The sequence below is a fragment of the Leyella stercorea DSM 18206 genome (assembly GCF_000235885.1).
Taxonomy (GTDB): domain Bacteria; phylum Bacteroidota; class Bacteroidia; order Bacteroidales; family Bacteroidaceae; genus Prevotella; species Prevotella stercorea.
In genome coordinates, this window is the sequence record NZ_JH379423.1 from 1 (window position 1) to 14,055 (window position 14,055).

Genomic DNA, 14,055 nt, shown 5'->3' on the forward strand with positions numbered 1-14,055 from the left:
TAGGGTGTCAACCTTATTTAAAAAAAGACAGTAGCACTAAAAAAAGACCTTGCCAACACTGATTGACAAGGTCTTTTATGATGTTTAATGATTTAAATCATACTCAAGAAGTATTCGTGTACGCGTGTATCATCGTTCAGTTCGGGGTGAAACGATGTAACAAGCTGCTTACCTTGGCGTGCAGCAACGATGTGTCCATCTACCTCTGCCAAAATTTCAGTATCCCCCTTAACCTTGCGGATATATGGTGCACGGATGAATGTCATAGGTATGTCCTCGCCTACTCCCTTCATTGGTGCTACGGTATAGAAGCTACCGAGCTGACGACCATAGGCGTTGCGGAGAACTTCCGTGTCCATAGTAGCGAGTCGGGTTGCAGGCTCGCCTTCAATCTGCTTTGAGAGTAGGATGAGTCCGGCACATGTTCCAAAGACGGGAAGTCCGTCGCTGATGGCGTTACGGATAGGTTCGAGCAAGTGTAGGTCGCTAAGCAACTTTGCTTGCACGGTGCTTTCACCTCCCGGGATTATCAGTCCATCCTTCGGCTGCTCCCAATCTGCCAGTTGTCTTATTTGGAAAGTTTCAACTCCAAGGCGCTGAAGCATTTGTTCGTGCTCCGCGAATGCGCCTTGAAGTGCCAATACTGCAATTCTCATTACTTGCCACGCTCAGCCATGAGCACTTCAATCTCGTGCTCGTTGATACCTACCATAGCTTCACCGAGGTCTTCAGAAAGCTCAGCAAGCTTCTTGGCATCGTTATAGTTAGTTACGGCCTGCACGATAGCAGCAGCACGCTTCTCAGGGTTACCGCTCTTGAAGATGCCAGAACCCACGAATACGCCCTCTGCTCCGAGCTGCATCATAAGAGCGGCATCAGCAGGAGTTGCAACGCCACCAGCAGCAAAGTTTACAACTGGCAATTTGCCGTTTTCGTGTACATACTTAACCAACTCATAAGGAACCTGCAACTGCTTAGCAGCCTCGAAGAGTTCGTCCTCAGCCATTGACTTGAGACGACGCATCTCGCTCTGCATCATACGCATATGGCGTACTGCCTGAACAACATCACCTGTGCCAGGCTCACCCTTTGTACGAATCATTGTGGCACCTTCTGCAATGCGACGAAGAGCTTCGCCAAGATTTTTTGCTCCGCACACAAAAGGAACGGTAAACTTTGTCTTGTCGATGTGGTAAACATCATCTGCTGGAGAGAGAACCTCACTCTCATCAATATAGTCGATAGCAATAGCCTGAAGTATCTGAGCCTCTGCGAAATGACCAATGCGACATTTTGCCATTACAGGAATAGAAACGGCTTCCTGAATGCCCTTAATCATTTTGGGGTCGCTCATACGTGAAACGCCACCTGCTGCACGAATATCAGCTGGAATACGCTCAAGCGCCATTACAGCACATGCACCTGCAGCCTCTGCGATGCGAGCCTGCTCTGGAGTAGTAACGTCCATAATAACACCGCCCTTAAGCATCTGAGCCAAGTTGCGGTTCAATGTTTGTCTGTTTTCTGTCATAATGTTATTAAGTAAAATGTATTTAGATTATTTTAAATCTTATTCTGAAAGAGTGCTTCATTTCGTCCCAATTTGTGCCGAGCATCACAAATTTACCTATCTGTGAAGTTGAACGCACGTGTTTGCCAATGCACGGACAAGCGTCATAGTCGCCAATTCGCACAATACGCAAATTCTCTGAGGCATCCTCTGGCAAACGATCAAGACTTATATCGTCGGGAATATGATTACGATCTACCACTTCATACTTTACGGGGAGGTCTTCCTCAATGAGTTCATTCATGCGCACTTCAATCTCTTTCTCTTCCTTGCGCGAAGGTTTGTGGTCGAGGATGAAACTGATTTTGCTTTTCTTGCGTTCAATGTGCGCATTGCGCGAGCGCTCGCATCCGAACATTCTCACCATTGTTTGGTTGAGTAGATGTTCTGCCGTGTGGGCAGGTGGGTACTCTTCCTTGTTGTGTGCGTTGAAAATCTCTTCTGTCTCCATACTCAATTGCATTTTAAGTATTACACATTTATACGCATCCACGTCCACGTTGACGGATGTAGTAGAGCCGAAGTGTACTGCCACGTTTGTACCAGAGAGCAAATCTGTAGCCACAACATCCTTGCGCGGAATATGAAGGAAAGTGAAAGCGTGGTCGGGTATATTTACCGTTAGCGATGCCTTCGCTCCGTCGAAGTTAGCAACAACAAATAACAATTCGTTGTTGGCTTTTCGCAAGAAAGCGTATTGACGTTCGGCAATATGTTCGTTGACGTACATCAAATCGAAGAAGTCGCCCTCACTTACAGTTTTCTCTGCATTAGCTATGTTGAGCACTTCAGAGTAAAGACGTGAGAGTTCACACTCTTCATCGGTTGACTCTTTAGAAACAAAAGCACGATACAGAGACGGAACAGTCCAATAATCGAATATAGTTGTTCTGCCGTCGCAACCGCTGAATCCTTCTTCGTCCATACCACGCTCGCCATACTCCTGACCTGCATATACCATGAACGGATTCTTGCGCATAAGCACATTTGCAACAAGAGCTGGGTAAGCACGGAATGCATCGCCAGCAAAGTAGTTGCTTGCAATGCGCTGCTCGTCGTGGTTCTCAAGGAAGTAAAGCATATGTTCGCTGATATCGTCCACCCACTGCCATGCTGTGGTGATTTTAGAAGTTGGACAACCATCGCAGATTATGCTACGCATCGTGTCGTACATGCCCACCTTATCATATAGATAGTCGAAGCCTGCAGCCACGTAGTGACGATAATCCATGGGGTTATATACTTCTGCGATAAACAATATGCCAGAGTTGATGGCTTTCACCTTAGCGATAGCCCAACTCCAAAACGCGGTTGGCACCATCTCTGCCATATCGCATCGAAATCCGTCTACTCCTCTTGCTGCCCAAAACAATAGAATGTCAAGCATCTTCTGCCATGTGTTTGGCACCGGCGAGAAATGCTCTGAACGTCCTCCTGCGTCACAATAGTCAACACCGTAATTGAGTTTTACGGTTTCATACCAATCGTTCTTGCCAGGATATGCATCGAAGTGATCATTACCTGTTGCTTTTGCAGGGTATTCGGTGTAAGGTTCGGATTCTCCTGCGTAGAGGTCTATGCTTGGGGAGAACTGCTGTCCTACATTATAATAGAAGTTGTTATCAGAGCTAAATCCCATCGACTGGTTGTCTGTTGCTCCAAGGTCAACGATTCCTTCTGGTTTTACAACCGAGTGATATTGACGAGCAACATGGTTAGGCACGAAGTCGATGATTACTTTCATGTTTGCCTTGTGAGTACGCTCTACGAGTGCGTCGAATTCCGCACTACGCTCATTCACATCTTCTGCAAGGTCGGGATCTACATCATAATAGTCGGTTATAGCGTATGGCGAACCCGCTCTACCCTTCACTACAGCAGGGTGTTGTCGAGGGATACCGAACGAAGAATAGTCTGTCATAGAAGCATGGCGAATGATTCCCGTGTACCATACATGGGTGATACCTTTCGCACGAATCTGCTGGAGTACTTCGTCGGAGAAGAAGTTCATCTTTCCACAACCGTTCTCGGCAATCGTACCATTCTGCTTGCACACATTGGTACGATTGCCGAACAATCGTGTAAAAATCTGGTATATTATGATTTTCTGCTGAGCCATGTCAATTAGATGATACCGTGGGCAGCCACAGTCTTATCGATACGACCAATCATTCCCTGAAGAGCCTTACCTGGACCACACTCTGTGAAGTCGTTTGCTCCTGCCTTAATCATATTCTGTACGCTTGCAGTCCAACGTACACTGCTTGTGAGTTGGGCAATGAGGTTTGTCTGAATCTCAGCAGGGTCGGTGTGTGGCTGTGCGTCCACATTCTGGTATACGGGACACTTCGGCTCAGAGAATGTTGTTGCCTTGATTGCCTTTTCAAGCTCTTCCTTTGCTGGTTGCATCAGCGGAGAGTGGAATGCTCCACCAACCTTCAGCGGCAGAGCGCGCTTAGCACCTGCAGCCTTCAGTTTCTCGCAGGCAGCGTTGATTGCATCAACATTACCGCTGATAACGAGCTGACCAGGGCAGTTGTAGTTGGCTGCAACAACGATGTTACCATCGGTGCTAACCTCTGCACAGATCTCCTCTATTTTCTCGTCTGGCAAACCGATAACAGCAGCCATTGTACCAGGGGCTGCCTCACAAGCCTTCTGCATTGCAATGGCACGTGCAGAAACCAACTTCACGCCATCCTCAAAGCTCAATGCGCCTGCTGCAACAAGTGCAGAAAGTTCACCAAGCGAATGACCAGCTACCATTGTCGGTGCGAATTCGTCACCAAGACAAAGAGCTGAAATAACGCTATGAAGGAATACTGCAGGTTGTGTAACCTTTGTTTGAGTAAGCTCTTCGTCTGTACCCTCAAACATAATATCAGTGATGCGGAAGCCCAGGATTTCATTAGCTTTCTCAAAAAGTTCCTTTGCTTTCTCGTTATTATCGTACAGGTCTTTGCCCATACCTACAAACTGTGATCCTTGTCCAGGAAATACAAATGCTTTCATTCAAATTCTTTTATTTAATATTAATATACTCTTAATAACACACAAAAACCTTCATTCCAAGCAAACTTGATAGTTAAGGTTTGCGCATATTTTATGCAAAGATACAAAAAATGTAACAATCGCTATCGATATTTGATTAATTGTTGCTAAAAAATACTAACTTTGCAGTTGTAAGGCTTTGATGACACCCCATCATCAAGTCAACACCACTTACAAATTAGCATTAAACACTCTACATTTAAATATATGAATATATATAAATTGCGGCACGCTATACTGACACTTCTAATATTTACATTGTCAATTGCACATCTGTCCGCTCAGATTAAATGGAATTCTGCGTATCAAGCATATATTGATCAATATAAAGACCTTGCCATTGAGCAAATGCTGAAATATAACATTCCAGCAAGTATTACTCTGTCGCAAGGTTTATTGGAAAGTGGAGCTGGAAAGAGCTGGCTCACCAAATCGTCAAACAATCATTTCGGAATCAAATGTCATGGTTGGACAGGTCGTCGTGTGTTTCACGATGATGATGCACGCGGAGAATGCTTTAGAGCTTACGATAATCCCCGACAGAGTTTTGAAGACCATAGCCGTTTTCTTGCTACACAATCACGCTACGCACGCCTGTTTTCTTATTCGCGAACCGATTACAAGAGTTGGGCACGTGGACTGAAGCAGTGTGGTTATGCAACAAATCCTCAGTATGCTTCAAAACTGATACAGATAATTGAGCTCTATCAGTTGGACAAGTTTGACAAAGCTACGAGGTTCGATCAGTTTATGGTTAAACATTCAACGGAGGATGGCTTAGCTCCCGATGGCACATTCCACGTTATAAAAGCATACAACCATAACTATTATATAATAGCACGTAAAGGCGATACGTTCAAATCGCTTTCAAAAGAACTATGTATTGGTAAACGAAGACTCGCAAAATACAACGAACGTTATTATAAAGACGAGTTAAATCCTGGCGACATTATTTATTTAAAGCGAAAAAGAAAGAAAGCCACAAAGGAATACAAAAATGTGCCACACGTCGTAAAGAACGGCGAAAGCATGTATTCCATAGCTCAAAAGTATGGCATTCGTTTGTCAAGTCTGTATAAGAAGAACGGACTTAGTCCCGACTTTGAGATAAGAGTTGGTGACAGACTTAGAGTTTATTAATGATAGTATCGGTCGTTACGCATACATACATACATCCATCAACCGATACCAACATCCGCAACGATTGATACGTATATGTGTAACAATCGTTGCGGATGTTTTTTACTCATTTTTCATATGTGTCGATTTCTTCTTCAAACAATTTGTCGAATATATCCATTAATGCATTCTTATCGTTTATAATCTCGCGTATCGCTTTAAGTTTATCTGTGTTTGGCGAGTTCGGTAACCACAGACGTATATATCCATGTGTGGAATACTTATGGTCGAGATGCTCAAAGAAGCGTTTCTTTTGTTCTTCTTTATTGTATTCTGGATAATGACTCAACCCATACTGTATCGTACGGCGGAATATGTGTATAGGCTCAAGATCTCTATCGGCTTCGGCTACAATCTTGCCATAAATGCTACGTGGTGCATGTGAGGCTGATGCACGATGGTCTTCCACAGCTTCCTTCATTATACGCAATTGTTCGGGTGAAAACCAACGCTGAAGACGGCGATCTGCCATAAGTATTTTGCCGCTTTGGATGTGGTGTACAGCACGCGGACCCTCAAGTCCAAGGTCGTGATAAGCGGCAATCGTATATGCCATATTGATGTCTGCACCACATTTTAAAGCAAGTTCAAGCGACTGTTTTATTACATGATTGACATGTGACAATCGGTGTGCTTTATCAAAAGAATTATAGCGGGGTAATATATTTTGCTCGACAAATTCCATCAGATCGAGACTTACGTTTCTTCCATTCATGTTTCGAAAACTTTTATTTTAATTGCAAAATTAATCTATTATAGTTAATTTTGCAAGAACATACACAACTAATATCAATAAATAAGATGAACGAATCGAATGTAATAACCAATTCTTTTAAAGCGTGGTTTCTTGCAGCACGCCCCAAAACACTCACGGGGGCTGCTGTACCCGTGATGATAGGCATTGCTGCCGCTATTGCTCAATATGGTGACACTGTACGAGTTGGTGCTGCTGTACTCTGTATGCTCTTTGCTCTCGTGATGCAGATTGATGCCAACTTCATAAATGATTATTTCGACTTTATGAAAGGTACAGACGACGAGAAGCGTCTCGGGCCTAAGCGTGCATGTGCGCAAGGCTGGATTACGGCTGCTGCAATGCGCCTCGGGCTTCTTTACACTACCCTTTTAGCTTGTGCTATCGGTCTTCCACTTATATATTATGGTGGTTGGGAGATGATACTCATAGGTGTAGCTTGCGTCGTATTTTGCTTCCTATACACCATCTCTTTTTCATATATCGGACTTGGTGACGTTCTTGTGCTCGTATTCTTCGGTCTATTACCGGTCTGCATGACGTATTGGCTTGTGTCTCCTCCAACGCCACTTATGTCAATACCTTGGCAGGTGATTACATTGTCCGCAGCTTGTGGTCTGGTTATAGATACACTACTTGTAGTGAACAACTACCGAGACATTGACAACGACAGACGTGCTGGCAAACGCACGCTCATTGTTCGTATTGGCGAGCATGGTGGCTTGACACTCTATGCTATTCTTGGATTTATAGGCACTGTTTTGGCATTAATTGGTATAGCCTTTCTTAACTGGCAGGATGGACAACACGCTCAGTTGCTTGTGTTGCTCTATTTGCCATTTCATATTGTGACATTCACGGAGATGTGCCGTATACGAAAAGGTGCAGAACTGAACAAAGTGCTTGGCATGACAGCTCGCAATATGTTGATATATGGCATTCTGGTCACCATTGGATTACTCGTATAAGCACACTCCATTATTCATGTGCATATACTTAATCAATGAGTAGGCAATAAATTCACGTAAATAGCATAAAAAAATTTATAAAAACTTGTAGGATATAACTAAAGTATATACTTTTGCAGCGAAAATTGCGATGGGATAAATACAAACGCCTATCATAACAATCAAATCAAGTAACAAATAATAAGACTTTAATAATATATGAAACAACAAAAAGCTCTGACACTCAAGACACTAACAAAGAGTAATGTATGGGAAGTTGAAGAAAATGACATCTTCAGAATGTGGGAAACAGCAGAAAAAGAGTCGGATTTCAAAGACAACCGCAATCATTATATGGACGTTATACGTAGTGCCTTTGAAATAGAAGAAATAAAAATAGACAAGCCGGAGGTAATAAAGAAATATGAAGCACGCGACTTTAAGGTCGGAAATATACACTTTGACGACAACGACAACAAAAAATGGGGCATTAAGAAGCGTGCAATCAACCGCATCACAGATCTTACATACGAGAATATACATCATATTTCTGCTGCAAAACTTATTGAAGTTCTTGATCGTAACTTCGGCGGTGGTTGGGATTCATTGTCGCAGAGCATACAGGATATAATAGAGTCTGGTTTCGATATTAGCACGACAACCTTACCTAAAGATCGTCTGCACAAACCTGGTGGTATGTACGATAAAAAAGTTAATGATGGCTATGAGGTTCTCGAAATAACCAAGGGGCTTTGGGTTGAAGCTATTTTTGCAAAGGCAAAACCAAAAGTAGAAAATCACCATAAGCATGATGACGATAACGACTCTATGAACAATGGATTTGGTGACAACTATGACGAAGATCTTGAAGATGAGAATCCAAGTGAAAACTCTTATGATGATGACGACGATGACGACTTCGATGAGGACAAATTAACAGAGGAGAGCTATCGTACTACATTTGAAACAGAAGAAGATCTCAACCTTGAAGCAGAGGACGTAGCGGATGATGACTATTAATAATCTGCTGCTTCAATAAGTATAAGAAACGATAAAAACATAGCTTATTTGCACTAATGCGTAAAATATTGCACATAACTTTTGGCATTGTGCAAATAAGTATGTACCTTTGCACAAACTTTTTATTATTGTGCAAATGATTGAAATACCAAGTTTTAACGAACTTATAGAAAAGAGTATTATCTCTAATTGGGATAAGGATGCTCTTACCGATTTTAAAGGCGCAACTTTACAGTATCATGATGTAGCTCGCAAGATTGAAAAGCTCCACATTATGTTTGAAAGTAGTGGTGTGCAGCGTGGTGACAAAATTGCGCTCTGCGGACGTAATAGTTCCAATTGGGCTGTAGCTTTCCTCGCAACACTTACCTACGGTGCTGTAGCTGTACCTATTCTTCATGAGTTCACAGCCGATCAGATTCACAACATTGTAAACCATAGTGAAGCAAAGTTGCTCTTCGTTGGTGACTATGTTGCTACAATCATCGACCAAACAAAGATGCCCGACCTTGAAGGCATTATCTACATCCCCGACTATTCGCTCGTAGTGTCTCGTACTGATAAGCTTACTTATGCTCGCGAACATCTTAACGCTATGTTCGGTGAGAAATATCCTAAGTTCTTCCGTAAGGAGCACGTACACTATTACAGAGAGCAAAGCCCAGAGGAGCTGGCGCTTATCAACTACACTTCTGGCACTACCGGTTTCTCTAAGGGTGTTATGATTCCGTACCGCGCAATGTGGAGCAACTACGACTTTGCTATGACTGCCGTAGCCAAGCACATTAAGAAGGGCGATAATGTAATCAGTATTCTCCCTATGGCGCACATGTATGGCATGGCGTTCGAATTCCTCTTCGAATTCCTCTTCGGCTGTCACGTGTTCTATCTTACACGCGTTCCTTCTCCGGCTATCATTGCTGCAGCATTCGCAGAAGTAAAACCGGCAATCATCATTGCTGTACCTTTGGTTATCGAGAAAATTATCCGCAAAAAGGTGCTGCCTAAGCTTCAGACCAATCGCATGCGTCTGTTGCTCAACATGCCGTTCGTAAACAAGAAGGTCTTCGAGAAGATTCGCGAGCAGGTTGTAAATGCATTCGGTGGCAAGTTCTATGAGATTATCGTTGGCGGTGCTGCTTTCAACCAGGAAGTAGAGCAGTTCTTGCAGCGTATTGAATTCCCGTATACTGTTGGTTACGGAGCTACCGAGTGTGCTCCTATTATATGTTATGCAGATTGTCACGACTTTGTTGCAGGTTCGTGCGGCAAGCCCGTTGTACACATGGAGGTTAAGATTGACAGCCCGGATCCGCAGAATGTACCTGGCGAGATTCTTGCTCGTGGTCTTAACGTAATGCTCGGATACTTCAAGAACGAAGAGGCTACAGCACAGACACTCGACGCAGAGGGTTGGTATCATACAGGCGACCTCGGACTTATGGATGCTGATGGCAATGTATTTATTAAGGGACGTTCAAAGAATATGCTCCTGGGCGCATCTGGTCAGAATATCTATCCGGAGGAGATTGAGGATAAGCTCAACTCGCTGAATATGGTTAACGAGTGCATTGTCGTTCAACGTGGCGAGAAACTTGTTGGCCTTGTTTATCCCGACTTCGACGAGGCTGCTACAATGCAGCTCAACGACTCCGACCTTGAGAACATCATGGAGGAGAACCGCCAGGAGCTCAATGCTTCACAGCCTCCTTATTGTCGACTTGCTGCAATTGAGATTGTAAAGGAAGAGTTTGAGAAGACCCCGAAGAAGAGTATTAAGCGCTATTTGTACAAGTAAACGCATACAACATTGAAGCATAGCAACATGCTTCTACATACAAAGAAAAAGGATAATTATGATACGCTGTTTAAATATTACAGCAATCATAATTATCCTTTTTGTTGTTCTATTATCGATTATTTCTTTTCAACTGGAACTGCATACCAATCACCGGTTTCTTTTACGAGCTTACGTCCGAAACTTATCGGATAACCTGGACGTGTTACAGACTGGAGCAACTTGCCGTCTTTCTCCTTCTTTACAGCCATGTCGTTGTACTTGACAATGATACGTGTAGCAAGATGCTTCCAGCTTGCAAGCATCTCGTCTGCCTTTGCGTTGCTGTAGTTGTTCAGGAGTTTCAAAGCTGCAGCCTTATCTGTCTGATACAAGTCGGCAGCCTGCTTCTCTATTGAAGCCTGATTTGCGAAATAGCTTGTTTCGAGCGAATCGCGAACAGCCTTAAGTTCCGGAAACAACTGCGAATAGCGCGGATAAACCATGTTGCTCACCATGTTGCAAAGCCAGAAAGCGTTGTCAGAACTGAATGTAACAGCATCAGCTCCCTTCGTGTTGTAGCATACAGGCTGAACAGTATTGCCGCAATATACCGGTGTATACGCTACCATGTTTGCATCGTCATTGCCGAACCATAATACGCCACCGATTTCGCGTGGCAACCATGAACGCAACTGCGATACAAATGTGAAAGCAGTCTGCTGCGTAGAGATAGGACGCTCATTGAAATACTGCTTGCCATCAACGGTGAAAGTCAAAGGAGTCGGGCGATAAGGCATCTCATAGATACCACCACCAATGCTTGTTGTGTCGAGTGCAAGAGCTGTACCTTCATAATGGTCGCGCATGCCGTTCTCTACATCAGCCACAGAAAGCTTACGGTTAGGGACAATCCACAAAGGCATGTCCTCTGCATCCTTATCCTTACCTAAAGCCCAAGGCAAATAGCGGTCGAAGTCGTCAGCATAGTGATTGAAGAAGCTCCAAACACGTGCGTCGCAGAAACGACGACCAGAGAAGTCTGGGAATGCGTATGTATTCTTCCACGAGAAGTCAGAATCCTTACCATTGAACCATCCCATCTTACGGGCGTAAGAGATTACGTTCTTTGAGTAAAGCACGTTCTTCTTGTCCTTCATATTGAACTTGCCGATACGGCTTTGGTTTGCATGTGCACAAATAGCATCATCAGGTATGCGCATTGCTACCCAAACAACGCCTTTTGAACCTGCACCAGTGCCCTGCATCTCCATAATCCAAGCTTCATTTGGGTCGCAGATAGAGAAAGTCTCACCTTCCGAGTTATAACCATACTTCTCTACAAGAGAAGTCATTACGCTGATTGCCTCACGTGCAGTCTTTGCGCGTTGCAAAGTTACGTAAATAAGCGATCCGTAATCAAGAATTCCGGTTGAATCGACCATCTCCTCACGACCGCCATACGTGGTCTCGCCGATTGAAAGCTGAAACTCGTTGATATTACCTATAACGTTATAAGTAACTGGCGCTTCCTCAATCTCTCCATGATACACGCCAGAATCCCAATCGTAAATCTGGCGCATTGAGCCCTTTGGGTGAGTGCCTGCCGGATAATGGCAAAGATGACCGAACATACCGTAATCGTCAGCATTATAAGACACCATGACCGAACCGTCAACACTCGCCTTCTTACCTACAATGAGATTAGAGCAAGCGAATGCTCCGCTTGAAGCAAGGAGCATTGCTGCTGAAAGAATTAATGATTTCATAGGCTAAGCTAATTTTATTCGCAAGCCTTGAAGCTCATATCAAGTCCCTTAACCGAGTGGGTAAGAGCGCCAACAGAGATGAAGTCGACACCACACTCTGCATAGTCGCGAATTGTGTCGAATGTGATACCACCACTCGACTCAGTCTCGAACTTACCACCTACAATATCTACAGCCTTCTTTGTATCTGCAACAGAGAAATTGTCGAGCATGATACGATTAATGCCACCGCAGTTCATTGCCTCAGCAAGCTCATCAAAGTTGCGCACCTCAATCTCAATCTTCAGGTCGAGACCCTTCTCCTTGAGATACTCATGGCAACGTGTGATAGCGTTTGTGATGCCACCACAGAAGTCAATATGATTATCCTTCAAGAGAATCATGTCGAACAAACCGATACGATGGTTCATGCCTCCACCAATCTTCACAGCCTGCTTTTCAAGCATACGCAAGCCAGGAGTTGTCTTGCGTGTGTCGAGCACGTGAGTTTTTGTGCCCTTCAGACGTTCAACATATTTGTTTGTCATTGTTGCAATACCACTCATACGCTGCATGATGTTCAGCATGAGACGCTCTGTTTGTAGCAGAGAACGAACCTTAGCAGTAACAACCATCGCAATGTCACCCTTCTTTACCGGTGTACCATCGTTGATGAGCACTTCCACCTGCATTGTCGGATCGAACTTTGCAAACACACGTTTTGCCAGTTCTACGCCAGCAAGAATACCATCCTCTTTGATAAGAAGATGCGACTTGCCCATTGCGTTCTCTGGAATACAACACAATGTAGTGTGGTCACCATCACCTATGTCTTCTGCAAATGCTAAATCGATAAGTCGATCTTCTAATTCGTTTACGCTTAACATAATCTTTAAAATTTTTAATTTGTTATTATATTAATATATTATTGTCTTTAAAAGCCTGCAAGCCAACAGCTGTTTTCTTGATAATGATTGTTCCGCCAAGCCAGATAGTAAACGCAATCTCTTTTTCGAGGTGGAACACTCTCTTCACAACGCCATCCTCTATCTCCACCACTCCATTTGCTATGGAATTGTCATCACTAACAATGTGATGGGCTGCATATAGATTACTCATTGCTTTAAGGATTATTGCTTTTGTTTAAGCATTAATGGTTTCTTTGATTGTAGAATGAGACTGCTATCATTAGTTGTTTTTAGCGAGTCTACTTTGTTGCCGTTCGATTGCTCTGCACGCTTTGTATGCATACGTATCAACTTGATGTTCGTAATAAGCAACATCTTCAACGTTGTCTTTGATGTCAAGTTTTGGTTCTGCGTATTATTGTGCAAGAAGAAACCCTTTATGTTCTTTATCTTTAAACGCCCCGTATTATTTATCTGCAAATGATAGTGGGTGCTTGACATAAGCGAATTGCTTACCACCTCTACCGAATCGTTGCTATATGTTACCGCAAGTAATGCAACACCGTCTCGCATTCCATCTTGATAGATAAACTTCGTGTCGAAATCGAGGAATATTCTATCGCCTTCATGGTAAGAAGTATCAGCTTTTATCTCGAATGTCTTACGATTAAAGGCTAAGTATGGTGATAGAATAACGATTGGTGACGACTGCCACACGTTTGTTGTGTCTGAGTTGTTTATAATCTCATCACCTATGCTCAGCTGTGAACCACCATATATAGCCGATTCGTTATTGAGTCGCTCCGCCACTTTATCGTATACATCTTCAAGCAACTTTGTGTGACGAGTATAGTACACTAAAGACGAATCAAAGTCAGCCTGACTAACCCTGTGTTTCTTCAGAATATATGTTTGATAAGCGCGCATAGCTATAGTGTCGCCAGTTGTATTAACGCTTTGAATACCCTCAGCAATGTGGTAATCGTATATGATATCAGCCATTTTGTTGGGCTGAAGATACTTGCGGGGTATTCCTGGTTTGCAGCTGATGATGCCCAATACGGACATTATAACAATGGCACAATATATAACTCTTTGCAT

At 43.5% G+C, this 14,055-nt stretch carries 13 protein-coding genes; 4 read left to right on the top strand and 9 right to left on the bottom strand.

From position 1 onward, the window contains the following. Nucleotides 1-92: 92 nt before the first annotated feature. The 4 genes from pdxT to fabD are packed head-to-tail and all read right to left on the bottom strand — an operon-like array spanning nt 93 to nt 4,582. Entirely contained in the window at nt 93-656 is a 564-nt protein-coding gene (gene pdxT / locus HMPREF0673_RS06105; protein ID WP_007899529.1) for a pyridoxal 5'-phosphate synthase glutaminase subunit PdxT, read from the bottom strand. Then, nucleotides 656-1,531, bottom strand: a complete 876-nt coding sequence (pdxS, locus tag HMPREF0673_RS06110) for a pyridoxal 5'-phosphate synthase lyase subunit PdxS (RefSeq protein WP_007899530.1) — start codon at nt 1,529-1,531, stop codon at nt 656-658. Before pdxS ends, pdxT begins: the two co-directional genes overlap by 1 nt. Before the next feature lie 22 nt (nt 1,532-1,553). Beyond that, nucleotides 1,554-3,689 carry an alpha-amylase family glycosyl hydrolase gene (locus tag HMPREF0673_RS06115; RefSeq protein WP_007899532.1) on the bottom strand — a complete coding sequence of 712 codons (2,136 nt, stop codon included), beginning with the start codon at nt 3,687-3,689 and terminating at the stop codon, nt 1,554-1,556. 5 nt (nt 3,690-3,694) lie between these two features. After that, nucleotides 3,695-4,582: an ACP S-malonyltransferase gene (gene fabD, locus HMPREF0673_RS06120; protein WP_007899533.1), complete on the bottom strand. Its 888-nt coding sequence runs from the start codon at nt 4,580-4,582 to the stop codon at nt 3,695-3,697. 246 nt (nt 4,583-4,828) lie between these two features. On the opposite strand from fabD, the gene HMPREF0673_RS06125 reads away from it, so the two are divergent. Next, nucleotides 4,829-5,761 (top strand): glucosaminidase domain-containing protein, encoded by a 933-nt coding sequence (locus tag HMPREF0673_RS06125; RefSeq protein ID WP_007899536.1) that lies wholly within the window; start codon nt 4,829-4,831, stop codon nt 5,759-5,761. 106 nt (nt 5,762-5,867) lie between these two features. On the opposite strand, the gene HMPREF0673_RS06130 is transcribed toward HMPREF0673_RS06125, so the two are convergent. Continuing rightward, nucleotides 5,868-6,515, bottom strand: coding sequence for an HD domain-containing protein (locus HMPREF0673_RS06130; RefSeq protein WP_007899539.1), 648 nt, complete (start codon nt 6,513-6,515; stop codon nt 5,868-5,870). An 86-nt stretch (nt 6,516-6,601) separates the two neighbouring features. On the opposite strand from HMPREF0673_RS06130, the gene menA reads away from it, so the two are divergent. From menA to HMPREF0673_RS06145, 3 genes are all read left to right on the top strand, one after another. Further along, entirely contained in the window at nt 6,602-7,522 is a 921-nt protein-coding gene (gene menA, locus HMPREF0673_RS06135) for a 1,4-dihydroxy-2-naphthoate octaprenyltransferase (protein WP_007899541.1), read from the top strand. A gap of 198 nt (nt 7,523-7,720) precedes the next feature. Further along, nucleotides 7,721-8,521, top strand: coding sequence for a hypothetical protein (locus HMPREF0673_RS06140; protein ID WP_007899544.1), 801 nt, complete (start codon nt 7,721-7,723; stop codon nt 8,519-8,521). 136 nt (nt 8,522-8,657) lie between these two features. Continuing rightward, on the top strand, nt 8,658-10,319 hold the full coding sequence (locus tag HMPREF0673_RS06145; protein ID WP_007899547.1) for an AMP-binding protein: 1,662 nt from the start codon (nt 8,658-8,660) through the stop codon (nt 10,317-10,319). A 119-nt stretch (nt 10,320-10,438) separates the two neighbouring features. On the opposite strand, the gene HMPREF0673_RS06150 is transcribed toward HMPREF0673_RS06145, so the two are convergent. The 4 genes from HMPREF0673_RS06150 to HMPREF0673_RS06165 are packed head-to-tail and all read right to left on the bottom strand — an operon-like array spanning nt 10,439 to nt 14,055. Further along, the gene (locus HMPREF0673_RS06150) at nt 10,439-12,067 is read right to left on the bottom strand and encodes a dipeptidase (protein WP_007899551.1); all 1,629 of its coding nucleotides are present in this window, start codon (nt 12,065-12,067) and stop codon (nt 10,439-10,441) included. Between the two features lie 14 nt (nt 12,068-12,081). Further along, nucleotides 12,082-12,933 (bottom strand): carboxylating nicotinate-nucleotide diphosphorylase, encoded by an 852-nt coding sequence (gene nadC / locus HMPREF0673_RS06155; RefSeq protein ID WP_007899553.1) that lies wholly within the window; start codon nt 12,931-12,933, stop codon nt 12,082-12,084. Nucleotides 12,934-12,958: 25 nt separating this feature from the next. After that, a complete protein-coding gene (locus HMPREF0673_RS06160) occupies nt 12,959-13,165 on the bottom strand; it encodes a hypothetical protein (RefSeq protein ID WP_007899554.1) in 207 nt (68 codons plus the stop codon). Nucleotides 13,166-13,176: 11 nt separating this feature from the next. Beyond that, nucleotides 13,177-14,055 carry a DUF4296 domain-containing protein gene (locus HMPREF0673_RS06165; protein ID WP_007899557.1) on the bottom strand — a complete coding sequence of 293 codons (879 nt, stop codon included), beginning with the start codon at nt 14,053-14,055 and terminating at the stop codon, nt 13,177-13,179.

What these genes read in the sequence shown, in the direction of transcription:
- pdxT (WP_007899529.1), bottom strand. Translation starts at nt 656, where the DNA reads ATGAGAATTGCAGTATTGGCACTTCAAGGCGCATTCGCGGAGCACGAA.
- pdxS (WP_007899530.1), bottom strand. Translation starts at nt 1,531, where the DNA reads ATGACAGAAAACAGACAAACATTGAACCGCAACTTGGCTCAGATGCTT.
- HMPREF0673_RS06115 (WP_007899532.1), bottom strand. Translation starts at nt 3,689, where the DNA reads ATGGCTCAGCAGAAAATCATAATATACCAGATTTTTACACGATTGTTC.
- fabD (WP_007899533.1), bottom strand. Translation starts at nt 4,582, where the DNA reads ATGAAAGCATTTGTATTTCCTGGACAAGGATCACAGTTTGTAGGTATG.
- HMPREF0673_RS06125 (WP_007899536.1), top strand. Translation starts at nt 4,829, where the DNA reads ATGAATATATATAAATTGCGGCACGCTATACTGACACTTCTAATATTT.
- HMPREF0673_RS06130 (WP_007899539.1), bottom strand. Translation starts at nt 6,515, where the DNA reads ATGAATGGAAGAAACGTAAGTCTCGATCTGATGGAATTTGTCGAGCAA.
- menA (WP_007899541.1), top strand. Translation starts at nt 6,602, where the DNA reads ATGAACGAATCGAATGTAATAACCAATTCTTTTAAAGCGTGGTTTCTT.
- HMPREF0673_RS06140 (WP_007899544.1), top strand. Translation starts at nt 7,721, where the DNA reads ATGAAACAACAAAAAGCTCTGACACTCAAGACACTAACAAAGAGTAAT.
- HMPREF0673_RS06145 (WP_007899547.1), top strand. Translation starts at nt 8,658, where the DNA reads ATGATTGAAATACCAAGTTTTAACGAACTTATAGAAAAGAGTATTATC.
- HMPREF0673_RS06150 (WP_007899551.1), bottom strand. Translation starts at nt 12,067, where the DNA reads ATGAAATCATTAATTCTTTCAGCAGCAATGCTCCTTGCTTCAAGCGGA.
- nadC (WP_007899553.1), bottom strand. Translation starts at nt 12,933, where the DNA reads ATGTTAAGCGTAAACGAATTAGAAGATCGACTTATCGATTTAGCATTT.
- HMPREF0673_RS06160 (WP_007899554.1), bottom strand. Translation starts at nt 13,165, where the DNA reads ATGAGTAATCTATATGCAGCCCATCACATTGTTAGTGATGACAATTCC.
- HMPREF0673_RS06165 (WP_007899557.1), bottom strand. Translation starts at nt 14,055, where the DNA reads ATGCAAAGAGTTATATATTGTGCCATTGTTATAATGTCCGTATTGGGC.